Source organism: Pseudomonas sp. FP2335, assembly GCF_030687535.1.
Classification (GTDB): Bacteria; Pseudomonadota; Gammaproteobacteria; order Pseudomonadales; family Pseudomonadaceae; genus Aquipseudomonas.
Genome location: NZ_CP117437.1, coordinates 2,662,718 through 2,688,278 on the forward strand (window position 1 = coordinate 2,662,718; position 25,561 = coordinate 2,688,278).

The window sequence follows — 25,561 nt, forward strand, 5'->3', positions numbered from 1 at the left end:
CAGTCTTGAGAAGTCCCATGCTTATCGGTAGCTATTCCCCCTCGCTGGTCGTGATTTCTCTGCTCGTTGCGATCCTCGCGTCCTATACCGCGCTGGACCTGGCCGGGCGCATTGCGACCGCCAAGGGCCGTGCGGTCTTGTATTGGATGAGCGGTGGGGCCGTGGCAATGGGCGTGGGCGTGTGGTCCATGCATTTTATTGGCATGTTGGCGCTGCGCATGCCGTTCGCCCTGGGTTTCGACGTGGGTATCACTGCGCTGTCGCTGCTGATCGCGGTGTTGTCCTGCGGCTTTGCGTTGTGGCTGGTCAACCAGTCACGCTTGCCCGCCTGGCAACTGACATTGGGTGCGCTGGTCATGGGCGCGGGCATCAGCAGCATGCACTACACCGGCATGGCCGCGATGCGCATGACCCCCGGCATCGACTACGACCCCACACTCTTCAGCGCCTCGTTGCTGATCGCGGTGGTGGCCTCCGGCGCAGCGTTGTGGATCGCCTTCCACCTGCGCCGCGATACGCCTTACGTGCGTCTGATGCGCGGTGGCGCTGCCGTGATCATGGGGCTGGCCATCGTCGGTATGCATTACACCGGCATGGCGGCGGCGCAATTTGCCGACGAGAGTTACTGCGGCGCCGCGGTGTCGGGCCTCAGTGGCAAGGGCCTGGACAACCTGGTCGTGGTCACCAGCCTGGCGGTCCTGGTGATTGCCTTGCTCACCTCGGTGCTGGATGCCCGCCTGGAAGCGCGTACCTCGGTACTGGCCGACTCCCTGAGCCTGGCCAACCGGGAACTGACCCACTTGGCCCTGCACGACCCCCTGACCGGGCTGCCCAATCGCACGTTGCTCGCCGACCGTATCCAACAAGCGATGCAGGTGGTCAACGAAAGGGGCGGCTGCTTTGCCCTGATGTTTATCGACCTGGATGGGTTCAAGCCGGTCAACGATGCGTTCGGCCACCATATGGGCGACCAATTGCTGTACGAAGTCGGCCTGCGCCTGCGCGAAGACCTGCGCAGCCAGGACACCCTGGCGCGCATCGGCGGTGATGAATTTGTATTGCTGGTGCGCCTGAGCCAGCCCGACGATGCGCTGCGCCTGGCCGAGCGCCAGGTGGGCCTGGTCAACCGCGCCTTCAAGGTCGCCGAGCATGAGCTGAAGATTTCCGCCAGCGTGGGCATTGCAATCTACCCCGGCAACGGCAGCAACCCCCAGGAACTGCTGATGAACGCCGACGCCGCGATGTACCACGCCAAAGGCATGGGCAAGAACGGCTACAGCTTCTTCGACGTGTCGATGAACACCAACGCGCGCAAGCAATTGCAGTTGTTGCAGGACTTGCGCAACGCCGTCGAGCAGCAACAGTTCCGTCTGTATTACCAGCCCAAGTTCGACGCGGTGACTGGCATCCCGGTCGGCGCCGAAGCGTTGTTGCGCTGGGAACACCCGCAACAAGGCCTGTTGCTACCGGCGACGTTTATCGAGCTGGCGGAAAAAACCGGGCTGATCATTCCTATCGGCGAATGGGTGCTCAACGAAGCCTGTCGCCAGATGCGCCTGTGGTACGTGCAGGGTTATGAAGATTGGCGTATCGCCGTGAACCTGTCGGCGCTGCAGTTCTGCCACGCCGGGCTGGTCAACAGCGTGGCCACGGCACTTGAACGTCACCAGTTGCCGGCCAACAGCCTGACCCTGGAGATCACCGAAACCACCGCCATGAGTGATGCGGACGCGAGCATGACCGTGTTGCAGCAGCTCTCGGACATGGGCGTGGACCTGTCCATCGATGATTTCGGCACCGGCTATTCCAGCCTGATGTACCTCAAGCGCCTGCCGGCCAACGAGCTGAAGATCGACCGCGGTTTTGTGCGCGACCTTGAGCACGACGGCGACGACGCCGCCATTGTCTCGGCCATCGTTGCCCTCGGCCAGGCTCTGGGCTTGCGCATCGTCGCCGAAGGGGTGGAGACCGATGCGCAGCAAACCTTCCTCACGCGGCTGGGCTGTAACTCGTTGCAGGGCTACCTGTTGGGCCATCCGTTGCCGGCGGAGCGGTTCATGGCCGATATCCAAAGCGCGGAAGCGGCCGTTGCGCCTGACAAAAACCGTGTGTGACGGGTATTCTTGGGCCCAACCCTAAACATTCGGTTGAAACAGGAGATCACTCCCATGGACAAAGTCGTCATTATCACCGGGGGCAGTCGGGGGATTGGCGCGCAGACGGCCTTGCTGGCGGCGCGCCAGGGCTATCGCATCTGCATCAATTTCCAGTCCGACGAGGACGCTGCCCACCGCGTGCTTGAGCAGGTCCGCGCGTTGGGTGCACAGGCCATCGCGGTGCGGGCAGATGTCAGCATCGAAGATGAAGTGATCATGCTGTTCAATCGCGTCGATGCCGAATTGGGGCGCGTTACAGCGTTGGTCAACAACGCCGGCACCGTGGGGCACAAGTCGCGGGTCGATGAGATGTCCGAGTTCCGTATCCTCAAGGTCATGAAAACCAACGTGCTGGGGCCGATCCTGTGTGCCAAGCATGCGCTGCTGCGCATGTCGCCCAAGCATGGCGGGCAGGGGGGCAGTATCGTCAACGTGTCGTCGGTGGCGGCGCGGTTGGGCGCGCCGGGAGAATACGTGGACTACGCCGCGTCCAAGGGCGCGCTGGATACCTTCACCATCGGGCTGTCGAAGGAAGTTGCGGGGGAGGGTATCCGGGTCAACGCCGTGCGCCCCGGTTATATCTTTACCGATTTTCATGCGCTCAGCGGCGACCCGGATCGGGTCAGCAAGTTGGAGTCGGGTATCCCCATGGCCCGGGGCGGGCGTCCGGACGAAGTGGCGGAAGCGATTATCTGGTTGTTGTCGGATAAGGCTTCCTACACGACCGGGACGTTCCTGGATCTGGGGGGCGGTCGCTAGACAGCGGTCAGGTGAGAAACTCGCGCAGCACTGGATAACCCTTGTCGGAAAATTCCTTGAGTACGCTGGCTTCGGAGTTTTCCAGCGTGTCGTAGCCGTCGATTTTGCCGTTGCGGCTGTGACTGGCGTTCAGTTGGCGGTCGTCGAGGTTGTCGATAAAGCGCAAGACTTTGTCCAGGTCATGGGCCGCGTCCGCCCGGGTCTGCGGGTTCGGGTTGGCGCCGCTCCAATCGCCCACCTGTCGTCTCAAGTCATCGATCATTGCCGTGAGGAAAAGTCTTGGCCTCTGTGGCTTTCTGGCAGATTCGGTTCCCATTCAAAACGACCGCACGATCCTTCCCAAGGTCTCCATGGCCTGCTCCGACGCCTCCGTCCATGGGCTGCCATAGTTCAAGCGAATGCAGTTCCTGAAGCGCTGGGTCGCCGAGAAAATCGGCCCCGGTGCGATGCTGATGCCTTGGGCCAGGGCCATTTGGAACAACTTCAACGAGTCGGTCTGTTCCGGCAATTCCAACCATAGGAAATACCCACCGGCCGGCTGGCTGACCCGCGTCTGTGCCGGGAAATAACGGGCGATGGCGGCGAGCATGGCGCTTTGCTGTTCTTCCAGGGCATAGCGCAATTTGCGCAGGTGCCGGTCGTACCCGCCGTGTTGCAGGTAATCGGCAATCGCCGCCTGGGCCGGCATCGACGGGCACAGCGAGGTCATCAGCTTCAAGCGTTCGACCTTTTGCGCGAAACGCCCGGCTGCGACCCAGCCAACGCGGTAACCCGGGGCCAGGCTCTTGGCGAACGAGCCGCAATGCATCACCAACCCTTCGGTATCGAAGGCCTTGGCCGGTTTCGGGGCGTGCTGGCCGTAATACAGTTCGGCGTAGACATCGTCTTCGATCAGCGGCACTTGGTGAGTGCGCAGCAGTTCCACCAGCGCCTGTTTCTTGGCTTCGGGCACGGTGGCGCCCATGGGGTTCTGGAAGCTGGTCATGGTCCAGCAGGCCTTGATCGGGTAGCGCGCCAAGGTTTGCGCCAGGGCGTTGAGGTCGATGCCGTCCCGCGGGTGCACCGGGATTTCCACGGCCTTGAGCTTTAGACGCTCCAGCACTTGCAGGCACGCGTAGAAGGCCGGGGCTTCGATGGCTACCAGGTCGCCGGGTTCGGTCACGGCTTGCAGGCACAGGTTCAGGGCTTCCAGCGCGCCGTTGGTGATCAGCAACTCTTCCATGGGCAGCATCAGGCCGCCGACCATGTAGCGCAGGGCAATCTGGCGGCGCAGTTGCGGGTTGCCCGGCGACATGTCGGTGACCACCAAGCGCGGGTCCATCTCACGGCTGGCACTGGCCAGGGAGCGCGCCAGGCGCGGTAGCGGGAACAGCATGGGGCTGGGGAACGCCGAGCCGAAGGGCACGGTGTTCGGGTCCTTGATCGAGTCGAGGACCGAGAACACCAGCTCGCTCACGTCGACCTCGGTGGATTCGTGCACTTGCTCGCTCACCACCGGCTCGGAAAACGGGCTGGGTGCGTGGGTGTTGACGAAGTAGCCGGAGCGCGGGCGTGCGCGGATCAGGCCGCGACGCTCCAGCAGGTAATAGGCCTGGAACACCGTGGACGGGCTGACGCCGTAGGTCTGGCTGGCATAGCGCACCGAGGGCACGCGCTGGCCGGGGCCGAGGACGCCGGAGCGGATCAGTTCTGCGATGTCGTCGGCGAATTTTTCGTAGCGTTTCATTTTGGCCTTAAACAAATTCTTCAGAATGTAAACGGAACACACTGTGGGAGCGGGCTTGCTCGCGAAGGCGCTGGGTCAGTTCATCAATGAGGTGACTGATACACCGCCTTCGCGAGCAAGCCCGCTCCTACATTTGGATCTGCATCTATTCGGACAGGTCTCAGCGGTTCAGCGGTGCTACGAAGCGGCTGTCGGCAGCACTGTAGACCCACGGTTCATCCACATCCGTGACCTTGAAGCGCAAGGTCTGCGAGCTGCTTGCCGGTTTATCTGCCAGTAACGCCACCGACACCGGCACATCGACGATTTCCCCTGGCGCCAGGCTGATCTCGGTCTTGCCCTGCAACTGGAAGCCGTCGGCGTCCACCAGCTCCAGGCGGTAATCCTGACGCTGCTGGGTCTTGTTGATGACCTTGAGGCTGTAGATGTTTTCGATCAAGCCCTGGGCGTTCTCGCGGAACATGCCACGGTCCTTGGTCACATCCAGCGACACCATCGGCCGTTCGACCAACGCCACCACCAACGCCGCGATCATCACCAGCAGCACTGCACTGTAGCCGATCAGGCGCGGGCGCAGCAGGTGGGTCTTGCCACCTTGCAACTGATGCTCGCTGGTATAGCTGACCAGTCCTGGGGCATAGCCCATTTTTTCCATGATCGAATCGCAGGCATCGATGCACGCCGCGCAGCCGATGCATTCCATTTGCAAGCCGTCGCGGATGTCGATGCCGGTGGGGCAGACCTGTACGCACAGCTGGCAGTCGATGCAATCCCCGAGGCCGACGTCGGCGGGGTTCACCTCGCGTTTGCGTGGGCCACGCTGCTCGCCGCGGGCGGCGTCGTAGGAAATGGTCAGGGTGTCCTTGTCGAACATCACGCTCTGGAACCGCGCATAGGGGCACATGTGCATGCACACCGCTTCGCGCAGCCAGCCGGCGTTGATGTAGGTGGCGCCGGTAAAAAACAGGACCCAGAACAGGCTCACACCGCCCATCTGCCAGGTCAGCAACTCGGCCGCCAGTGGCCGGATCGGCGTGAAGTAACCGACAAACGTCAGCCCGGTCAGCACGCTGATGCCCAGCCACAAGGTGTGTTTGGCCGAGCGCCGCGCCAGTTTGTTCAGGCTCCACGGCGCGGCTTGCAGCTTGATGCGCTGGTTGCGTTCGCCCTCGGTGACCTTTTCACACCACATGAACAGCCAGGTGAACGAGCTTTGCGGGCAGGTGTAGCCGCACCACACACGGCCGGCGAACACCGTGATCGCAAACAGGCCAAAGGCACAGATGATCAGCAACGCCGACAACAGGATGAAATCCTGCGGCCAGAACGTGGCGCCAAAGATATGGAATTTACTTTCAGCCAAGTCCCATAGCACGGCCTGGCGCCCACCCCAGTTCAGCCACACGGTGCCGAAAAAGGCCAGGAACAGAAAGCCTGCACCGCTCAAGCGCAAGGTGCGGAACAGGCCGGTGAAACTACGGGTGTGGATCAGGTTGTCGCTGGATTTGGCCTTCACCTTCTTTGGGTGAAGTGGCTCAAAGGTTTCCACGGTTCGGACGGGGATTCTTTCGCTCATGGTCGTTCGCTCATCAGCCTCCATCAGGCCGATGAACTATGCGCGTGGGACTGTTTGCATAACAGACTCAGGTATGGCGATAAAAAGCGGATCAGATGCGCTCTGCAGGCAACCCTGCGTCAATCTGCTGCACCCCGTCCCGCCTGGGGTGCAGCTGGTTTTTTTGCTGTGCTGATACAGATCAATCAAATCGCCGAACCAGGCTCGGTGACCTTCTTGTGCTGACGCCCATCGGTTGCGCCGGCAACAGTCAGGGCGTCGGCTTCCTGTTCGGTGATGTACACCCGGCCTGTGGCCAATTCCACGTAGGACATGGCCTTGGGGATGTCGGTACTGACCGTCACCGCGCTGGCAGGCAGGCTTTGTTCCTGGCCATCAGTGTTGAGCTTGAAATAGCACGTCTGGTTTTCAATGCGCACGGGCATGGTGATCTCCTTCACAAAGGCTGGTGAAGGTTAGGGTCCGGTGCATTGCCAAGCGTTCCCGGCAACTGACTGGCGGTCGCTGCTGTCCATCCTTTACCCATCCCGACAAAGGAAGCTGTTCATGGACGCCTGGTGGCATCAAGTGTGGCAAACCTTACAAACCGAGTTCGCCGATATCGGTGATGCGAAACAGTTGACCCAGATCACCGTGCGCTTGCTGATCGCCGCCGTGCTCGGCGGCATTCTTGGCTTCGAGCGCGAGAGCAAGGGCAAGGCCGCCGGCGTGCGCACCCATATGTTGGTGGCGTTGGGCGCGGCGCTGTTTGTGATGGTGCCGCAGATGTCCGGCAACCAGGCGGACGCAATGAGCCGGGTGGTGCAGGGCGTGATAGCCGGCATCGGCTTTCTTGGCGCCGGTACGATCATCAAGGGCAAGGATGATGAAGAGGGTCACGTGAAGGGGCTGACCACCGCGGCGGGCCTGTGGATGACCGCTGCGATCGGGGTCTCGGCCGGATTGGGCCGGGAATCGACAGCGGTGTTGAGTACGTTGCTGGCGCTGGCGGTGTTCAGCGTGATGCCGAAAATCGTCAAACGTTTCGACAAGGACTGACGATCACCGGTGGCATGCTCGTCGGCGGCTCTTCGACCGGTGGCGGCTGGTGCTGCGGTGGTTCCTGCTCAGGAATCGGCTCCGGTTCACTGGGCGGCAGGGTCTGGTTATCGATATTCGGGTCTGGGGTTTCTGCCGGGATCGGGATATTCATCGGTGTGGCCTCCTTTGTGCTTTGCTCTATCGGTGGACAGCCGCCAGGGGGATTTGATTCCCCGCCCAATGGCGGCACATCCATCTGAACTTTTCCCGCGGGCCCGGGCTCGGACCTAAGTCGGTCTGGCTCAGGGAAGCGCCGCCGTATCGGAATCCGGATCAAGCAAAGAGCGTCCACAGGGCGTAAGGGGAAGATGCTCGATGACTGCTGAAACAGAGGCTTTGTTACCACTGTCCCAGGCGCTGCTGTTGCCCAGGATCGCAATCGAAAGCACCACACCCGTCATCGACGGCGGCGAATTTGCCGTCAAGGCCGTGGTTGGGCAGCGCGTCAATGTCAGCAGCAAGGTGTTCGCCGACGGCCACGACAAACTCGCCGTGCTGATTCGCTGGCGCGCGCTGCATGAAGAAAGCTGGCACAGCGTGGTGATGACGGATGTGGGTAACAACGGCTGGGCGGGCGCGTTTACCGTGGTTGACCAGGGCCCCCACGAATACTGCATCGAAGCCTGGATCGATACCTTCGCCAGCTTCTGCTACGAACTGCGCAAGAAACATGAGGCCGGCGTGCCGGTCAGCCTGGAGTTGCAGGAAGGCCGCAGCCTGGTGCTGCAAGCTGCCGAGCGCAGCGACAACGAGCTGCGCGACCGCCTGATGTTGCTGCACCACGAACTCTCCGGCCTGCTGGAAACCGAGCAGGTTGCGCTGTTCCTGCACGAAGACAGTGCACACCTGATGACCCAGGCCGACCACCGCGCCTACTTGAGCATCAGCACCGTGTACCCGATCGATGTGGAACGCAGCGCCGCGCAGTTTGCCAGTTGGTACGAGCTGTTCCCGCGCTCGATCACCGACGACCCGGCGCGTCACGGCACATTCAATGATGTGCACTCGCGCTTGTCGACGATCCACGATATGGGCTTCGACGTGCTGTACTTCCCGCCGATCCACCCCATCGGCCGCAGCCATCGCAAGGGCCGCAACAACGCCCTGACGGCTGGCCCCGATGATCCCGGCAGCCCCTACGCCATCGGCAGCGAGGAAGGTGGCCACGAGGCGATTCACCCGCAGCTGGGCAGCCGCGAAGATTTCCGCCGGCTGGTCAAGGCCGCCGCCGAGCATGGCCTGGAAATCGCCCTGGATTTCGCTATCCAGTGTTCCCAGGACCACCCGTGGCTCAAGCAGCATCCGGGTTGGTTCAACTGGCGCCCGGACGGCACGATCAAATACGCGGAAAACCCGCCGAAGAAATACCAAGACATCGTCAACGTCGACTTTTATGCGGCGGATGCGATCCCCAGTCTGTGGACCGAGCTGCGCGACATCGTGGTCGGGTGGGTGGAAGAGGGCGTGAAGACCTTTCGCGTCGACAACCCCCACACCAAGCCGCTGCCGTTCTGGCAATGGCTGATCAGCGATGTGCGCGCCAAGCACCCCGAGGTGATCTTTCTCGCCGAAGCCTTCACCACCCCGGCGATGATGGCGCGCCTGGGCAAGGTCGGTTACTCCCAGAGCTACACCTATTTCACCTGGCGCAACACCAAGGCCGAACTGAGCGAGTACTTCACCGAACTGAACCAGTCGCCGTGGCGCGAGTGTTTCCGGCCGAATTTCTTTGTGAATACGCCGGACATCAACCCGGCGTTCCTGCACGAATCCGGGCGCCCGGGCTTTTTGATCCGCGCCGCACTGGCCACCATGGGCTCGGGCCTGTGGGGCATGTATTCGGGCTATGAACTGTGCGAAGCCGCGCCGGTGCCGGGCAAAGAGGAATACCTGGATTCGGAGAAGTACCAGATCCGCGTACGAGACTTCAGCGCGCCCGGCAACATCATCGCCGAGATCGCCCAGCTCAACCGCATCCGCCGGCAAAACCCGGCGTTGCACACGCACCTGGGGCTGAAGCTCTACAACGCGTGGAACGACAACATCCTGTATTTCGGCAAGCGCAGTGAGGATGGCAGCAACTTTATCCTCGTGGCGGTGAACCTTGACCCCTACAACGCCCAGGAGGCGAATTTTGAGTTGCCTCTGTGGGAATTGGGCTTGCCGGACGATGCCCAGACTGGGGGGGAAGACCTGATGAATGGTCACCGCTGGACATGGTACGGCAAGACCCAGTGGATGCGGCTGGAGCCGCAGATGCCGTTCGGTATCTGGCGTATCACCCTCCCTTGAACCTGTTGGAGATCCAAAAATGTGGGCGCAGGCACGCCGGCTCCCACATTGAGCGAGTGTCCCCAGGTGGTTTTGAACGTATTCTCAGGAGTTTCCAATGGCGAAGAAGCCCGCCCCGAACACCTTTACCCAAGACCCGCTCTGGTATAAGGATGCGGTGATCTATCAAGTTCACGTCAAATCGTTTTTCGACGCCAACAACGATGGTATCGGCGATTTTGCCGGCCTGATCGCCAAACTCGATTACATCGCCGACCTCGGCGTCAACACCCTCTGGCTGTTGCCGTTCTACCCTTCGCCTCGCCGTGATGACGGCTACGACATCGCCGAATACCGTGGTGTGCACAGGGACTACGGCACCCTGGCCGACGCCAAGCGCTTTATCGCCGAGGCCCACAAGCGCGGGCTGCGGGTGATTACCGAGTTGGTGATCAACCACACCTCCGACCAGCACCCATGGTTCCAGCGGGCGCGCAAGGCCAAGCCGGGTTCGGCCGCGCGGGATTTCTATGTGTGGTCCGATGACGACCAGAAATACGCCGGCACCCGCATCATCTTCCTCGACACCGAGACCTCCAACTGGACCTGGGACCCGGTCGCCGGCCAGTACTTCTGGCACCGCTTCTACTCCCATCAGCCCGACCTCAACTTCGACAACCCGCAAGTCATGCAGGCCGTGCTCGCAGTGATGCGCTTCTGGCTCGACCTGGGCATCGACGGCCTGCGCCTGGACGCCATCCCCTACTTGATCGAGCGCGACGGCACGAATAACGAAAACCTGCCGCAAACCCACGAGGTGCTCAAACAGATCCGCGCCGAGATCGACGCCCATTATCCGGACCGCATGCTGCTGGCCGAAGCCAACCAATGGCCGGAGGACACACAACTCTACTTCGGTGACCAAAAAGGCGACGACGGCGACGAATGCCACATGGCCTTCCACTTTCCGCTGATGCCGCGCATGTATATGGCGCTGGCCCAGGAAGATCGCTTCCCCATCACCGATATTTTGCGCCAGACCCCGGAGATTCCCGCCAATTGCCAGTGGGCGATCTTCCTGCGCAACCACGATGAGCTGACCCTGGAGATGGTCACCGACAAGGAACGCGACTACCTGTGGAACTACTACGCCGCCGATCGCCGTGCGCGCATCAACCTGGGCATTCGTCGGCGCCTCGCGCCACTGATGGAGCGCGACCGCCGCCGCATCGAGCTGCTCAACAGCCTGCTGCTGTCGATGCCTGGCACGCCGACCCTGTATTACGGCGATGAAATCGGCATGGGTGACAACATCTACCTCGGTGACCGCGACGGCGTGCGTACGCCGATGCAGTGGTCCATCGACCGCAATGGCGGCTTCTCCCGCGCCGACCCGGCCAGCCTGGTGCTGCCGCCGATCATGGATGCGCAATACGGTTATCAGTCGGTCAATGTCGAAACCCAGGCCCAAGATCCCCATTCACTGTTGAATTGGACCCGGCGCATGCTCGCGGTGCGCAAACAGTCCAAGGCGTTTGGCCGGGGCAGCTTGAAGATGCTCTCGCCGAGCAACCGCCGCATCCTCGCCTATACCCGCGAGTTCACCGGCGAGGATGGTCGCAGCGAAATCATCCTGTGCGTGGCCAACGTGTCGCGCAGCGCCCAGGCCGCCGAGTTGGATCTGTCGGCCTACGCCGGCATGGTCCCGGTAGAGATGCTTGGCGGTAATGCCTTCCCGCCCATTGGCCAGCTGAATTTCCTGCTGACCCTGGCGCCCTATGGTTTCTACTGGTTCGTGCTGGCCGCGGAAAACCAGATGCCCAGTTGGCACGTGGAACCGGCGCAAAGCATGCCGGACTTCACCACCCTGGTGCTTAAACAGCGCCTGGAAGAACTGCTTGAACCCGCGTGCCGCGCCACCCTGGAGCAGACTTCGCTACCCGCCTGGCTGCCCAAACGCCGCTGGTTCGCGGGCAAGGATGCGAGCATCGACAGCGTGCATATCGCCTACGGTGTGCGCTTTGGCGACCCGCAGCACCCGGTGTTGCTCAGCGAAATTGACGTGAGCAGCGGCGGGCAGGTCAGCCGTTATCAGTTGCCGTTCGGTTTTCTGGGTGAGGACCAGTTCACCAGCGCCTTGCCCCAGCAATTGGCCCTGGCCCGTGTGCGACGGGCGCGTCAGGTGGGGTTGGTGACCGACGCGTTCAGCCTTGAGCCGTTTATCCGTGCCGTTATCCATGGGCTGCAAGCCGGTACGCTATTGAACTCGAGCGAGGGCGAACTGCGCTTTGAAGCCACACCACACCTGGCCAAGCTGCCATTGGGCGACGACGCGCCAGTGCGCTACCTGTCGGCCGAGCAATCCAACAGCTCGGTGGTGGTGGGTGAAAGCCTGGTGCTCAAGCTGATTCGCAAAGTTGCCTCTGGGGTACACCCTGAACTGGAAATGAGCGCCTACTTGACCGCTGCCGGTTACCCGAATATCTCGCCGCTGCTGGGCTCGGTGATTCGCCGTGACGGGGCAGGGCAGGACAACCTGTTGATGATCGCCCAGGGTTACCTGAGCAATCAGGGCGATGCGTGGGCCTGGACCCAGAACAACCTGGAACGGGCGATTCGCGATGAGCTGGCCCAAGCCATCTCTGAGCAGGAACAGCATTACAACGCCCTTGACGAACTCAAGGAGTTTGCTGGGTTGCTCGGCCGCCGCCTGGGCGAGATGCATGGGGTGTTGGGGGCCAAAACCAGCGACAAGGACTTCCGCCCCGAGCTCACCACGGCCAGGCAGGCCCAGGCCTGGGCCAAGGATGTGGCTGCGCAGATCGAGCGCGCCTTGCACCTGCTTGACCTGCATCAAAATCAATTGAACCCCGCGGATCAGGCGTTGGTCAGTGATTTGCTGGCGCAGAAAAAAGCCATCACCAGCCACGTCCAGGCATTGGCGAAAGCCACGCTGGGTGGCCTGCGGATACGCGTCCACGGCGATTTGCACCTGGGCCAGGTGCTGGTGGTGAAGGGCGATGCGTACCTGATCGACTTTGAAGGCGAACCGGCGCGACCATTGCATGAACGACGTGGCAAGCACAGCCCCTATAAGGATGTGAGCGGCGTGCTGCGCTCGTTTGATTACGCGGCTGCGATGGCGCGCAATGACCAAGGCCTGGATCAATCGCCTGCCGCGCAGTTGGCGCGCCGACGCGTGACCGAGCGTTACCTGACTGATGCACGTCAGGCATTTATCCAGGCTTATCAGTCAGCTACGTCTACACTGGCGCATGACTGGCAGGACGCCAAAGGCCAGGACGCCGCGCTGACGTTGTTCAGCCTGGAGAAGGCCGCGTATGAAGTGGCTTACGAAGCGGAAAATCGCCCAAGCTGGCTGCCGGTGCCCCTGCAGGGGTTGCACGGTCTGCTCAGCGGGCTTGTATCGAAAACCGCACGCGGTGGGGAGAGGTCATGAGCTTTACGAATAAAGAACCGCTGCAGCCTAAGTTGACAGCACTGCCGGCGTCCCACGACGTCGACGCGCTGGTACGCGCCGAACATCCGGACCCGTTCTCGATTCTGGGCCCGCACGATGATGAACACGGTGGCCAGTTTATCCGCGCCTTTCTGCCAGAAGCCTTGAGCGTTCAAGTGCTGGAGCGCGACAGCGGCGAACTGATCGGCAGCCTGGACGCGACCCAGGTGCCCGGCCTGTTTGTCGGGCACTTCAAGCATCGCCAGGCGTACCTGCTGAAAATCCAGTGGGCCGGTGGCGAGCAGATTACCGAGGACCCCTACAGCTTCGCCCAATTGTTGCTGGGTGAAATGGACCTGTACCTGTTTGCCGAAGGCAACCACCGCGACCTCGGCAGTTGCCTCGGCGCCCAGGTGACCACGGTGGATGGCGTGCAGGGTGTGCGCTTTGCCGTGTGGGCACCGAATGCGCGGCGCGTGTCAGTGGTGGGAGATTTCAATATTTGGGACGGTCGGCGCCATCCGATGCGTTTGCGGCACCCGTCTGGCGTGTGGGAGATCTTTATCCCACGCCTGCAACCGGGCGCGGCCTATAAATACGAGATTCTTGGTGCCCATGGGATCTTGCCGCTCAAGGCCGACCCCATGGCGCTGGCGACCCAGCTGCCGCCCGACACCGCCTCCAAAGTCGCCCCGCCGTTGCAGGTCGACTGGCAGGACCATGGGTGGATGCAGGCGCGGGCCGACAAACACAAAACCACCGCGCCGCTCTCGATCTACGAGCTGCACGTGGGCTCCTGGCAGTGCGAACTGGACGAAGCCGGCGAAGTCGCGCGCCAATATGGCTGGCGGGAACTGGCCGAGCGCCTGGTGCCCTATGTGCAGCAACTGGGCTTCACCCACGTCGAACTGATGCCGATCATGGAACACCCGTTCGGCGGCTCGTGGGGTTACCAGGCGTTGTCACAATTTGCACCGAGCGCACGTTTTGGTTCACCCGAAGATTTCGCCTACTTCGTCAACGCGCTGCACCAGGCAGATATTGGCGTGATTCTGGATTGGGTCCCGGCGCATTTTCCTACGGATAGCCACGGCCTGGCACAATTCGACGGCACTGCGCTGTACGAATACGCCAACCCGCTGGAAGGCTTTCACCAGGATTGGGACACGCTGATCTACAACCTTGGTCGCACCGAAGTGCATGGCTTTATGCTGGCCTCGGCGCTGCACTGGCTGAAACACTTCCATGTGGACGGTCTGCGCGTCGATGCGGTGGCTTCGATGCTGTACCGCGATTATTCGCGCAAGGCCGGGGAATGGGTGCCCAACCGCCACGGTGGTCGGGAGAACCTCGAAGCCATCGACTTCCTGCGCCACCTGAACGACGTTGTCGCCCTGGAAGCCCCCGGCGCGCTGGTGATCGCCGAGGAGTCCACCGCGTGGCCCGGCGTCAGCCAACCGACCCAACAGGGCGGCCTGGGCTTCAACTACAAGTGGAACATGGGCTGGATGCACGATTCGCTGCATTACATCCAGCAAGACCCGGTGTACCGCGCCCATCATCACAACGAGCTGAGTTTCGGCCTGGTGTATGCCTGGTCCGAGCGCTTCATCCTGCCGATTTCCCACGATGAGGTGGTGCACGGCAAACATTCGCTGATCGACAAGATGCCCGGCGACCGCTGGCAGAAGTTTGCCAACTTGCGCGCCTACCTGGCATTCATGTGGATGCACCCCGGTAAGAAATTGCTGTTCATGGGCTGTGAATTCGGCCAGTGGCGCGAGTGGAACCACGACCAGCAACTGGACTGGTATCTGCTGCAATACGCCGAACACAAGGGCGTGCAGAAACTGGTGGGCGACTTGAACCGCCTATACCGCGAGGAGCCGGCGCTGCACGAACAGGATGACGCGCCTCAGGGCTTCCAGTGGCTGATCGGCGACGATGCAATCAACAGCGTCTATGCCTGGCTGCGCTGGAGCAAGGACGGCCGGCCGGTGCTGGTGGTGGCCAACTTCACGCCGGTACCCCGTGAAGCGTACGCGGTGGGTGTGCCATTTGCCGGGCGCTGGAGCGAGGTGATCAACACGGATGCCGACACCTATGCCGGTTCGAACTATGGCAATGGTGGTGAAGTGTTTACTCAGGATGAGCCGCGCCATGGGCAACCGGTGTCGTTGACGCTGAACCTGCCACCGCTTGGCGTGCTGATCCTGCGTCCTGAATAACGGCCGTCTCCAAGAAGGGCTGGCGTTTCTAAAAACCTGCGGGCGTGCGGTGGCGACACGTCCGTAGGAGCTGGACGCAAATTGTCATGTATTGCGTAGGAACAATTTCCTACGGGGTGTCCACACATGGACGTCAGCGATTGAGCGTAGGTCTTCCAACACATCTCATTTCTTCGCTCGGTCTGTGTATAACACTCCCGGAAATGAAACTTCTGCCATGACGCCATTCTCAACCAACAACGTGCACGCTCCTGTGACAGCGCTCAGGGCGCCAATCTCCACTCTCGCAACCGCCCCCGTCGTCAAGTCAGCTCCTGCGCTCGTGAAGGCCCCCGTACGCGCACCCGACTCGCCAGCTACGCAGGTACAGGGAAAGCTGCTTGACCTGGATGAAATGTTGAGCGCTTTACGCGAGCTTCAGGCTCAGCCAGCCCCCCCAAATGCCCAGAAGAAAAGCTTGTTCCTCAACAAGAATTCACCGCTTATTCCGCAAAACGGCTCGACTCAGCCGGGCACCAACCGGCTTGACAATATGCTCAAGTACTACGGCATTGTTCCGGCCAACCCCAGCACGCAAACGCAAGTACAAGCGGCGATTGATGCGCTGGAAAATACCCGCAGCGAAATTGTCCTGGGCATAGGGAATGAGTCAAGCAAAGCTGATGCGTTGTTGCAGGACAGCAACGACGATTCAATATCCGCACTAGTGGGTGAGCTGCAACACAAGCACAAAAAGCCTTTGTTGAGTTATTTGACCGAGGGCATCTCGGAGTCCGCACTCGAAAAAGCCCAGCGCTCGCCGGCTACCCTATTGGAGCTGATCGCAAAATCACCTAAGGCTGAAGCGCTGGTTCAAGCGCTACTGAAAAAGCTTGGCGGCAGTGACTTTCCTTTGACGCAGCTGACTTCCCCGCAAGTGAAAGTTCAGTTGTTGATCAAGGCCATCACCTTGAGCCTTGACCCTGTGCAGTCGCGTAAACCCGGGCATGTTGCAGGGTTTCACCTGGCGTCCAGCGAGCATGGCAACAAGGGCTACGCAGAAATCGATACGCAGTTCAGGCAACACCTGGTCGACGCAAATAAAATATCTTCCACCGACGCGAACCTGGCCGCCTATCTTTTCCGCCCGCAGTTCCCGGCAGACTTTGCCGTGCGCGATATCCCGACGGAGATGCGCTATCAAGGAACCGCTGTGTGGGTCAATTTCAAGCATGGTGTGGCGCTGGCGGAGGCGATTGAACCCGGTTCGTCGCGAAGCATGAGCTTTCAGGAGTTGGTGGACCTGCCCGGCAAGCTCAGCGAACAGGCGACGACAAGCCAGCAGTGGTCGCTTATCGCGGCGACCCGTATTCCGGCGATGCTGGAATGGGCGGCTTTGCAGGGCGTGATTGAACAAAAAGATGAGTATTCGCAGGCAGAGATCGCCAAGGCAGTGTCAGCTTTTGATGGGCATGTCAGCGGTATCGTAGAGGCGACGGCGCAACTTGCAGTCGATGTGCCAATGCGTAAAAACTACTTTGAGAAAATGGAAAAGGGCACCTCTCGGACCGAACTCTTGTCGTTGATAAGCCCGTTTTTTGCGTTGTACCGGCACCTCAATGGCGAGAAGATCAAGCCCTCCGATGCCCTCTATCAGTACCCTGTTTATGACGAAGATCGTTTCAAGTCTGCGTTTGATGGGTATTTGGCTAATGCCAAGTCGGGTTATGACAAAGTACTGCGCAACCTGTTATCGCAGTTGCCGACCCAGGACCGGGTCGCGATTGAACAGGGTGCAACCACGGTCTATGCACTGCGGGTCAAGCCCGATACAAACAAGGAGACAGAAGAGCAGAAAAAGGCCGCCAAGACCCGCCCGGGGTTCATTCTCAAGGCAGAACACGAGGGGCAAACAAGCTACTATGAAATCAACCCGGTCAAGGGCATAGCCCGGCGACGCGACGACTTGAAGCCGGTCCTGGAGGCCTACGATCCGGCTGAAAAAAGTTATGACAAAGACTTTATTTCCATCGAACACACCAATGATGGCGTACCGTCCGAAGAGCTGGTTGTGCGCAATAGCCACACCGGCAAGGAGGCGTTCAAGAAGCAGTGGGGCGAATACAAGGCTGGCAAAGGCCCGCGGCCCAAGAGCTTTTCGATAGTTGTCCCGCAACAGCTCGATCATTTTCCCGCCACTGACCGCGTCGGTAAGGCTGCAGTGCCAAACACCCTGGAATCAGAACGCTCGGCAGCCATTGCCAAGTCCATTTCCGATAAATTGTTTTATGTCGATGAAGACCAACTGCGGGAGTGGGCCACCGCGGACCCTAACAGGGAGAGCTCAGCGAAGAAAAATGACGAGAGTTTCTGGGAGCGTATAAAAGGCGTGGCCCAGTTCTTTATTCCTTTCTGGAGCGGGATCGAGGACCTCGTCAAGGGCCGTACCAAAGATGGCATTATCAGTCTTATCGTCGACGGTCTGTTTACGTTCGCAGGGCCGGCCGGCAAGCTGGCCGCCGGCTCGGTGCGAGTGATGGCCAATGCTGGCAAGCTCAGCATGCGCGCGCTGCTGCCAAAATTCTTGCCCTTGATAAAGCAATTTGGTGTTTCTGTGGTACAGAACCTGAACCCGCTTGAACCGGTAATGGCGGGCTTCAACATCAAGGGAGGGAAAGGCCTGAAGTTCCTGAAAGGGGACATCGACAATATCCAGGCAGGCATTGCGCAGTTCCGGCGGTCATCGCCCTTCAAACAACTGCCTGGAAAAGGGAGTTATGACGTTACCCCGAAAATACCCTTGACCTCCAGAAACCTACCAGAAGGTGGAAGCGTACGAGTGCCCGAGGGCATCTCCAGTGATGAGGTACGGATGCTGAATAGGAAGAATCACACCGATGTGGTCGTGGGTGATGATGTCTTTCGGTATGACCCTGGCAAACCGGACAGCCTGACTAAACTGGGTGGCCCCGATCATGGCGGCCCGTTGGAGGGGTTCGCAACGACGTGTGGCGGCGGGGGGCGCAGGTCCAAGCGTGACCTCAATGACCTCTGTTACACCAAGGAGATCGAACCGGGTGGAACCCCCATCTTCCAGGACGCCCAAGCCCTTGACCACCGTCGGCTGATTCCTGGCCCTGCGCAGGCTAACGGGCCGCGCACAGTGGTGCACGAGCATCGTTTATACCGAGTCAATGAAGCGGGTAAGCAAGAGTTGTTGCCGGTTGTGACTACGCAGCCTGTGACCTACAAGCCACAAACGTCGGGCACGGTGATCAACGAGCCAGATTTCGGTTTTGATGATTTCGGTGTATCGCGCTCGCTCAACAACGACACGGTGGTGGTGAAAGTGGATGCGATCAGCGACTTGAGCAATGATCAACGAGTCGTCAGAGGCCAAAAAATCGACCACAACGGGCAGCAATATGTGGTGGTCGAGGGCGATATCGGCGTTCATTACTACGCCGAGCTCAACCCAACAGGCAAGCTCGACTTTTACCGCTTGAATAGCAGTGACCCCGTCAGCCGGCATTTTATTGAAACCCATGATCAATACAGGGACTTTCATGGTTATGCTGCGCAGAAAAGTCCAAACAATCAGTTGATTGTCCTGCCTACCATGGAAACCCTGGTCAAGAAAATTGTGGCTGAGAATACCCTGTCCAACGCGGATATCGAACACTTTGCCAAGGTATTGAAAGGTCTTACTCCCGAGAAGCAGCGCGAAGTACTGATGAGCGTTTACGCGTCTGGACCCAACCCAGGAAAGGTGGTGGTGGCGGCAAAACCGGTTCGACTCGAACCCATCAAGAAGCCGGCAGATTTTTCCCAACGGCAGCCAGCGGATCAAAACCAGCTCTATGCTGAAGGGGGGAGTAAGGCCGTTGACGATCAGTTCCAGGCCACGGGTATCAGGTCCGCCAATCAACAAGTGCCGGGACAACCCGGTGAGAAGATTCGTGCAGACTCTGCCGCCGAGACGGTAGGTTGGCTTTACACGCGCACAAATGCGCCAAATTATTCCGAAATCGTGTTGAAGACCGGGGCCGGGAACTGCGACCAGATGGCCAAGGTTGCCGTTGATACCATCAACGCCAGTGGTGGCAGTGCGCGTATCGCGCAAGTCAAAGGGCACACTTTCGGCATTGTCGGCGGCCCGCCAGGCTATTCCAGGAGCAAGGGCTTTACCGGGCCGGAATGGGCCGATGCCTGGGTTGTTGATCCGTGGGCAGGCATTACCTGCAAGGCCTCGGACTATCCCGCCCGATTCAAGGCGCGCATGCAGGAGTGGAGCCAGGAAGGCCGGCGAATCCTGATCAGCGATGGCCAGCTACCGCCTAGCTCGGTGTGGAGTGACCCCATGGAGCCGCGTTGGATAAATGCAACCGTTAACGGCGAGGCCCAGGTTTTTTGACGGCGGGCCGACAATCACAACCAATGATTTGGCGCCGATGAATGTCTCATGCGTCTAGGACCAAACAACGGCTCTGTCTGGCTGGATTCAGTTGTTCAGATTGGTGGCAGGATGCCACAATGGCGCCTTTGTCGTGGCAGTCAAAGCAGGCGGATTTCATGAATGGCCTTGAGCGTGAGCAGGACCAGGATTGCTTTATCGAAGAGCAGGTGCGAACCGATCGTTTGCACCAGCTGTTTCGCCAGTCATTTGCCGCGATTTTCGGCAGTTTCTTCGCCGCGATCATGCTGTGCTGGCTGTGCTGGGATCGGTTTGATCATCAGGTCATCCTGATCTGGCTGGTCGCGCTGAGTGCGTCCTCGCTGCTGCGTATCCACTTGTTCATGGGCTGGTTTCGCTGTCCCCGTGCCGAACGCACGCCGGATCGCTGGGAACGGCGCTACTGGCTGACACTGATGCTGTCCGCCGGAATCTGGGGGTTGGGCGCGTTTGCAGTGATGCCCACCGATGACCGCGTGTCCCAGGTGCTGGTGATGCTGTTTACCGTGGGCATGTCGGTCAGTGCGGTGTCGTGTTACTCGGCATATCGCTACATGACCTTGATGTCCATGTCCCTGGTGTTGTTGCCGTGTACCTTGTGGCTGCTGTTCCAGCCGTCACCGATGCAAGTCGGGGTGGCGGCGGCGGTGTTGGTGTTTTCGACCTTTGTGGTCAGCGCCACGCGCAAACTCTCGGACGCCCTGGAAAAAGCCTTTCGCCTGACCCGGCAGATGGAGCGTGCCCACAATATTTCCGCCCGCGCCGCACAGACCGATGAGCTCACGGGCCTGATGAACCGCCGCGCCTTCTTTGAGCACGCCCAGTTGCTGTACGCGCAATGCCGGCGCAACCGGCAACCCTTGTGTGCGCTGATGATGGACATGGACCACTTCAAGGACATCAACGACACCTACGGCCATCAGGCCGGTGACGAGGTGTTGCGCCAGATCGGCGGGGTGATCAGCGCGTCATTTCGCCAGTCGGATGTGTACGGTCGGTTGGGCGGCGAAGAGTTTGGCGTATTGCTGCCCAACACTTCATTGGACACCGCGCGTGACATCGCCGAACAGCTGGTCAAGTCCATCTCCGGGCTGGCCGCCGAGCCGGTGCATGGCTTGACCGCCAGCCTGGGCGTGGCCTCGAGCCGCAACCTTGACCAGGACTTGCACAGCCTGATGAACACGGCCGACAAGGCGCTGTACCGCGCCAAGGCCGAGGGTCGCAACCGAGTCGCAGTGGCGGAGTAGGGCGTCAGTCGCGCTGCATGGCCTTGGCCAGGACCCGTGCCACCTGGTCGGCGGAATAGGGCTTGGCGAGGAACTCAAAGCCTTCGTAGCCGCTGTCGGCCAGCTCTTCACTGTAGCCGGAGGTGAGCACCACCGGCAGGTCCGGCCGCCGTTGGCGCAGAACTTTGGCCATTACCACGCCAGTCATGCCGGGCATCACCACATCCGAGAACACCCCGTCGAACGCCATCGCATTCGGGCCTGCCAAGGTGAGTGCCTGTTCGGCATGGGTGGCCCAGGTGGTCTGGTAGCCCAGGTCTTGCAGGATCTGGTTGGCGAAACGGCCGACTTCCAGGTTGTCCTCCACGATCAGGATATGGCGCTGCCTCGTGTCGGTGACCGGGGCCTGTTCGTGGGGGGACGGGGCAGGCGAGTCCGCCTCTGCGGCCACGGCGGGCAAGTACAGGGTAAAGCGCGTGCCCTGGCCCTGGGTGCTGGTCACATCGACGTTGCCGCCCGATTGTTTGGCGAAGCCGAACACTTGCGACAGGCCCAACCCGGTGCCTTTGCCGACGGCCTTGGTGGTGAAGAACGGCTCGAAGATACGTTCGAAGACGTCCGAGCCAATACCGGCGCCGGTGTCGCTCAGTGAAACCGTCACGAACGGCTGATGCAACCCGGCATCGCCACGAATGCGCGGTAGCGCGCTGACAGTCGACACGCGCAGGGTCAGGGTGCCTTGGCCGTCCATGGCGTCGCGGGCGTTGAGGGCCATGTTGATCAGCGCGGTTTCGAACTGGCTGGAGTCGACGCGCACATGGCACGGCTGTGCGGGCAGTTCCACCTGCACGTGGATGCGCGCACCCGTGAGACTTTCGAGCATCTCACCGATGTTTGCCACCCGCTGGCACGCGTCGAACACCTGCGGGTTCAGCGGTTGGCGCCTGGCGAAGGCGAGCAGTTGGCTGGTGAGCTTGCTGGCGCGCTCGACGGTGTCCGACACTGCCGCCATGTAGCGCTGGCGGCGCTCTTCGGACAGCCCCGGTTGGCGCAGGAAGTCCACCGAGGAGCGAATGATGGTCAGCAAGTTGTTGAAGTCGTGGGCCACGCCGCCGGTCAATTGGCCGATGGCTTCGAGTTTTTGCGATTGGTGCAGTGCGGCTTCGGCCTGGGTCAGGGCGAGGGTGCGCTCGGCGACCCGTTGCTCGAGCGTGGCATTGAGTTCTGAAAATGCCGCCAGCCCCTCGCGTACGGCCGCATCGGCGCGTACGCGCTCGATATGCGCCCACGAGCGCTCGGTGACTTCGCCCACCAGCGCCAGATCGTAGGGCGACCAGGTGCGCGGGGATTTGTGGTGGGCGGCCATCAGTGCTGTCAGCCGGCCTTCCTTGATCAGTGGGAAACATACCGTCGCGGTAGCCCCCAGGGCTTGGTAGCTGGCCGACTCCTCTGGCGGGAATTCGACCCGGTTGTCGCGGATCACCAACGGTTCACCGGCCCGCAGGCGGCGTACCGCCAGTTCGCCGAACGACGCCAGGCTGTAGCGCCCGACGATGCTCGGCGAGCCTGGAGCCGCCCAATTGCCGCGAATGGTGAAGCCATCCTCGTCAGCGTCCATGTCGGCATACGCGCAATTGGTGACTTGCAGGTGCTGCGCCAGCAAGCGCGTGGTGCTGGTCATGATGGCTTCGGCATCGGTGGCATTGGCCACGGCGTTGCCGATGGCATCGAGCATGGCCAGGCGACGGGTGAGAAACACGGTCGCGGTGGTTTCGGTGACGGTGTCGAGCATGCCGACCACGGCGCCGCGAGGGTCACGAATCGGGCTGTAGCAAAAGGTGAAATACGCCTGCTCGGGCCCGGCGCCGCGTTCGATCACCAGCGGGTAGTTTTCAATGTAGGTCGCATGCCCTTCAAAGGCCGCCTGGGCGATGGGGCTGATATCACGCCAGACTTCGCTCCATACTTCACTGAATGGGCGACCCAGGGCGTAGGGCTTGTCACCCAGGATCGGGATAAACGCATCGTTATAGAGCATGGTCAGCGACGGCCCCCATACGATGGCTTGGGGGAAGCTTGAGGCAAAGCACAGTGCGACGGTGGTCTTGAGTACGTCCGGCCATAGCTCAAGCGGGCCCAGCGGCGTACTGGCCCAGTCATACACGCGCACCTGCTCGGCCATGTCGCTGCTGCTTTGCAGCCAATTCATCATTGGGAGAACACCTTGTTTGCCGCAACCTTTTAGTGGCCTGGAGGGTCAGGCCAACAAGCTACAGACCGGAATCGCCGTTGGCAGTTCAGCGCTATTATCCACGTGATGGCAATTCGATGCTCGGTCCAAATGATTGCCCCTATTGGCTGCCGAATAACCCCGTCCAATAGATGCCTGCATCACTCTTCGGGTCCATGGCGTACGCCGCGCCCAGTTCGCGAAATTGCGGGTTCATCAGGTTGGCGCAATGCCCGGGGCTGGCGAGCCAGCCGTCTACCACTTTGCGCGGGGTGTCGAGACCGGCGGCGATGTTTTCACCGATGTTCTTTGCAATGTACCCAGCCAACTCGGCACGATCGCCCGGTGTGCGGCCGTCATGGTCGAGGTGGTCGAAGAAGTTGCCGTTGGCCATGTTGCGCGTGTGGCTGTTGGCAGCGCCGGCCAGGTCGTCGTTCCAGCTCAGCGGCGTGGTGGCGGTAAACGCTTGGGTGCCGCATTGGCGGGCCTGGGATCGGGCGGTGTTGATCAGGTTGAGCAGTTGCTTGCCTTCGGTCTGCCAGTCGCCAAGGCCGCTGGACAGCAGCGGGCGGGCGAGCACGATGCGCCAGTCCTGGCCGCTGTTGCTTACGCCGATGTCGACAAATTGCGGGTCCAGCACCACGCGGCAGAAGCTTTCGCGCACGGCCTTCATCGCCGACGTTGCATCCTTGGGACCGGACAGGCTGATGGCCTGCACGTTGACCATCGGATACGCCGCCCGCGCCAGGGCCTGTTGCAGGTCGCCGACGTTGCTGGCCGGCAACACCAGCCGCGTATCGCTGGTCAGCGGTGGCAGTTCCTGGGAACCCTGGTCACCGCAGCGCTGGAGCTGGCTGCGGTAGACGTTGATCTGTTGTATCAACTGACTTTCTTCATTCGCCATCGCGCTGGCGCAGAACACCGAACTGGCGGCCAGCGTCGTGAGACCCATCATCAATGACAGAACGCGCATGGACATTACCCTTGAGCTTGTAAAGTGCCCATGATGCGCGATGTGGGTGCGTCCATGCACCCGTTGGTCTGAACTTTTTCCTTCAGTTCTTGAATGTGGAGTGCTTGCGACCCTGGTCACACAGGGCGAATATCACCACCAGCAGCGCGGAAATCGCCAGGATGATCACCACGCCATCGGTGGAGTGGGTGGCTGATGCCGCCACCATCGACAACGCGCCCAGTGGTGCCAGCCCGCCGGCGATGGCGGTACCGATTTCGCGCCCGGTGCCAAAACCCGAGGAGCGGGTCTGGGTCGGGAACTGGCGGCTCAGGAACGAACCCTGCGGGGCAAACATCATGGGTGCAAGAATGCCGGTGCCAACGCCGATGGCGATGTAGATCATCAGGCTTTCGCCGGTGTTGAGCAGGGCCAGGAACGGGTAGGCGAACAGCAGCGAGCACAGCCCGCCGAGCATCAACACGGTCTTGCTGCTCCACTTGTCGCACAGCCAGCCAAAGCAGGGTACGGCGACAATCGCGATCAGGCTGGCGATGGTCACCGACAGCGAGGTGACGTGCACATCCACCCCTTTGAACTGGGTCAGGTAGGCCAGGGAGAAGGTCTTGAAGATGTAGCTCAGGGCGTTGTAGCCAATCGCCACGAAAAACACCACGGCCAGGCCCTTGAGGTCATTCTTGAACAGCGCCTTGAGTGGCGAGGCCTTGGCCTTGGTCGCTTCTTTGCTCAGTTGGTTGAACTGCGGGGTTTCCGGAATGCTGTTGCGCACCCACAGGCCGACGCCTACCAGCACGATGCTGCACACGAACGGGATGCGCCAGCCACCCGCCAGCAGGAACTCGTTGCCGTTGATGGTCAGCAGGTACACGGTCAGCGACGACAGCAACAGGCCCAGGTTGAGGCCCAGTGCCGGCCAGGCGCCCTGGCTGCCGCGTTTGCCTTGGGAGGCGTGCTCGTAGGACGTCACCGCCGCGCCCGACAGCTCGGCACCGGCGCCCAGGCCCTGGATGATGCGGATAAACACCAGCAGGATCGGCGCCCAGATGCCGATGGAGGCGTAGCTGGGGATCAGCCCGATCAGGGTGGTGCACACCCCCATCAGGCAGAAGGTCAGCACCAGCACTTGCTTGCGGCCGAACTTGTCACCGAGGTAGCCGAACAGAATCCCGCCGAAGGGGCGCGCGATAAAACCGATGGCAAAGGTGGAAAAGGCCATCAGTGTGGCGGTCTTGGGGTCGCTGTTATCAAAGAAGATCTTCGAGAACACGATGGCCGCCATGGTGGCGTACAGGTAAAAGTCGTACCACTCCAGCATCGAACCGAAGATGGTCGCGGCGGCCACCTTGCGCAGGCGCTTGCGGGTTTGCTCGGGGGTTTCGGTGCCGGGAATCGGGGCAGTTACCGTCATGCTGTACTTCCTTCTGGGTCTTTGTAGTTATTGTCA

16 protein-coding genes are annotated in these 25,561 nt (G+C 60.9%); 8 read left to right on the forward strand and 8 right to left on the reverse strand.

From position 1 onward, the window contains the following. Positions 1-17: 17 nt before the first annotated feature. Both PSH81_RS11820 and PSH81_RS11825 read left to right on the forward strand, forming a co-directional pair. Positions 18-2,114, forward strand: a complete 2,097-nt coding sequence (locus tag PSH81_RS11820; protein ID WP_305392584.1) for a bifunctional diguanylate cyclase/phosphodiesterase — start codon at positions 18-20, stop codon at positions 2,112-2,114. Positions 2,115-2,168: 54 nt separating this feature from the next. Then, the gene (locus PSH81_RS11825) at positions 2,169-2,915 is read left to right on the forward strand and encodes an SDR family oxidoreductase (RefSeq protein ID WP_192299610.1); all 747 of its coding nucleotides are present in this window, start codon (positions 2,169-2,171) and stop codon (positions 2,913-2,915) included. A 7-nt stretch (positions 2,916-2,922) separates the two neighbouring features. On the opposite strand, the gene PSH81_RS11830 is transcribed toward PSH81_RS11825, so the two are convergent. From PSH81_RS11830 to PSH81_RS11845, 4 genes are all read right to left on the reverse strand, one after another. Next, on the reverse strand, positions 2,923-3,165 hold the full coding sequence (locus tag PSH81_RS11830) for a hypothetical protein (RefSeq protein ID WP_305392585.1): 243 nt from the start codon (positions 3,163-3,165) through the stop codon (positions 2,923-2,925). 66 nt (positions 3,166-3,231) lie between these two features. Further along, a complete protein-coding gene (mapR, locus tag PSH81_RS11835; RefSeq protein ID WP_226457112.1) occupies positions 3,232-4,641 on the reverse strand; it encodes a GntR family transcriptional regulator MpaR in 1,410 nt (469 codons plus the stop codon). A gap of 160 nt (positions 4,642-4,801) precedes the next feature. Beyond that, entirely contained in the window at positions 4,802-6,217 is a 1,416-nt protein-coding gene (gene ccoG / locus PSH81_RS11840; RefSeq protein WP_226457111.1) for a cytochrome c oxidase accessory protein CcoG, read from the reverse strand. A 185-nt stretch (positions 6,218-6,402) separates the two neighbouring features. Beyond that, positions 6,403-6,642, reverse strand: coding sequence for a DUF3203 family protein (locus PSH81_RS11845; protein WP_192299606.1), 240 nt, complete (start codon positions 6,640-6,642; stop codon positions 6,403-6,405). 121 nt (positions 6,643-6,763) lie between these two features. Between PSH81_RS11845 and PSH81_RS11850 the strand changes: the two genes are divergently transcribed. Next, entirely contained in the window at positions 6,764-7,255 is a 492-nt protein-coding gene (locus tag PSH81_RS11850) for an MgtC/SapB family protein (protein ID WP_192299605.1), read from the forward strand. Here PSH81_RS11850 and PSH81_RS11855 read toward each other — a convergent pair. Beyond that, positions 7,233-7,409: a hypothetical protein gene (locus PSH81_RS11855; protein ID WP_305392586.1), complete on the reverse strand. Its 177-nt coding sequence runs from the start codon at positions 7,407-7,409 to the stop codon at positions 7,233-7,235. The two genes, PSH81_RS11850 and PSH81_RS11855, sit on opposite strands and share 23 nt — an antisense overlap. A 203-nt stretch (positions 7,410-7,612) precedes the next feature. Between PSH81_RS11855 and PSH81_RS11860 the strand changes: the two genes are divergently transcribed. From PSH81_RS11860 to PSH81_RS11880, 5 genes are all read left to right on the forward strand, one after another. Then, a complete protein-coding gene (locus PSH81_RS11860) occupies positions 7,613-9,589 on the forward strand; it encodes an alpha-1,4-glucan--maltose-1-phosphate maltosyltransferase (RefSeq protein ID WP_226457110.1) in 1,977 nt (658 codons plus the stop codon). Positions 9,590-9,686: 97 nt separating this feature from the next. Then, positions 9,687-13,028, forward strand: a complete 3,342-nt coding sequence (treS, locus tag PSH81_RS11865; protein WP_305392587.1) for a maltose alpha-D-glucosyltransferase — start codon at positions 9,687-9,689, stop codon at positions 13,026-13,028. Beyond that, complete coding sequence (gene glgB, locus PSH81_RS11870; RefSeq protein ID WP_226457108.1) at positions 13,025-15,256, forward strand: 1,4-alpha-glucan branching protein GlgB; 2,232 nt, start codon at positions 13,025-13,027, stop codon at positions 15,254-15,256. Before treS ends, glgB begins: the two co-directional genes overlap by 4 nt. Positions 15,257-15,653: 397 nt before the next feature. Then, positions 15,654-19,649 (forward strand): hypothetical protein, encoded by a 3,996-nt coding sequence (locus PSH81_RS11875; RefSeq protein ID WP_305392588.1) that lies wholly within the window; start codon positions 15,654-15,656, stop codon positions 19,647-19,649. 119 nt (positions 19,650-19,768) lie between these two features. After that, positions 19,769-20,935, forward strand: a complete 1,167-nt coding sequence (locus tag PSH81_RS11880; protein ID WP_226457106.1) for a diguanylate cyclase — start codon at positions 19,769-19,771, stop codon at positions 20,933-20,935. A 4-nt stretch (positions 20,936-20,939) separates the two neighbouring features. Here PSH81_RS11880 and PSH81_RS11885 read toward each other — a convergent pair whose 3' ends face one another. From PSH81_RS11885 to PSH81_RS11895, 3 genes are all read right to left on the reverse strand, one after another. Continuing rightward, entirely contained in the window at positions 20,940-23,126 is a 2,187-nt protein-coding gene (locus PSH81_RS11885; protein ID WP_226457105.1) for an ATP-binding protein, read from the reverse strand. A gap of 139 nt (positions 23,127-23,265) precedes the next feature. Next, positions 23,266-24,117 (reverse strand): CAP domain-containing protein, encoded by an 852-nt coding sequence (locus PSH81_RS11890; RefSeq protein ID WP_226457104.1) that lies wholly within the window; start codon positions 24,115-24,117, stop codon positions 23,266-23,268. An 82-nt stretch (positions 24,118-24,199) separates the two neighbouring features. Further along, positions 24,200-25,525, reverse strand: a complete 1,326-nt coding sequence (locus tag PSH81_RS11895; protein ID WP_305392589.1) for an MFS transporter — start codon at positions 25,523-25,525, stop codon at positions 24,200-24,202. Positions 25,526-25,561: the final 36 nt, after the last annotated feature.

What these genes read in the sequence shown, in the direction of transcription:
- PSH81_RS11820 (WP_305392584.1), top strand. Translation starts at nt 18, where the DNA reads ATGCTTATCGGTAGCTATTCCCCCTCGCTGGTCGTGATTTCTCTGCTC.
- mapR (WP_226457112.1), bottom strand. Translation starts at nt 4,641, where the DNA reads ATGAAACGCTACGAAAAATTCGCCGACGACATCGCAGAACTGATCCGC.
- PSH81_RS11885 (WP_226457105.1), bottom strand. Translation starts at nt 23,126, where the DNA reads ATGATGAATTGGCTGCAAAGCAGCAGCGACATGGCCGAGCAGGTGCGC.
- glgB (WP_226457108.1), top strand. Translation starts at nt 13,025, where the DNA reads ATGAGCTTTACGAATAAAGAACCGCTGCAGCCTAAGTTGACAGCACTG.
- PSH81_RS11850 (WP_192299605.1), top strand. Translation starts at nt 6,764, where the DNA reads ATGGACGCCTGGTGGCATCAAGTGTGGCAAACCTTACAAACCGAGTTC.
- PSH81_RS11855 (WP_305392586.1), bottom strand. Translation starts at nt 7,409, where the DNA reads ATGAATATCCCGATCCCGGCAGAAACCCCAGACCCGAATATCGATAAC.
- ccoG (WP_226457111.1), bottom strand. Translation starts at nt 6,217, where the DNA reads ATGAGCGAAAGAATCCCCGTCCGAACCGTGGAAACCTTTGAGCCACTT.
- treS (WP_305392587.1), top strand. Translation starts at nt 9,687, where the DNA reads ATGGCGAAGAAGCCCGCCCCGAACACCTTTACCCAAGACCCGCTCTGG.
- PSH81_RS11860 (WP_226457110.1), top strand. Translation starts at nt 7,613, where the DNA reads ATGACTGCTGAAACAGAGGCTTTGTTACCACTGTCCCAGGCGCTGCTG.
- PSH81_RS11895 (WP_305392589.1), bottom strand. Translation starts at nt 25,525, where the DNA reads ATGACGGTAACTGCCCCGATTCCCGGCACCGAAACCCCCGAGCAAACC.
- PSH81_RS11880 (WP_226457106.1), top strand. Translation starts at nt 19,769, where the DNA reads ATGGCGCCTTTGTCGTGGCAGTCAAAGCAGGCGGATTTCATGAATGGC.
- PSH81_RS11890 (WP_226457104.1), bottom strand. Translation starts at nt 24,117, where the DNA reads ATGCGCGTTCTGTCATTGATGATGGGTCTCACGACGCTGGCCGCCAGT.
- PSH81_RS11825 (WP_192299610.1), top strand. Translation starts at nt 2,169, where the DNA reads ATGGACAAAGTCGTCATTATCACCGGGGGCAGTCGGGGGATTGGCGCG.
- PSH81_RS11845 (WP_192299606.1), bottom strand. Translation starts at nt 6,642, where the DNA reads ATGCCCGTGCGCATTGAAAACCAGACGTGCTATTTCAAGCTCAACACT.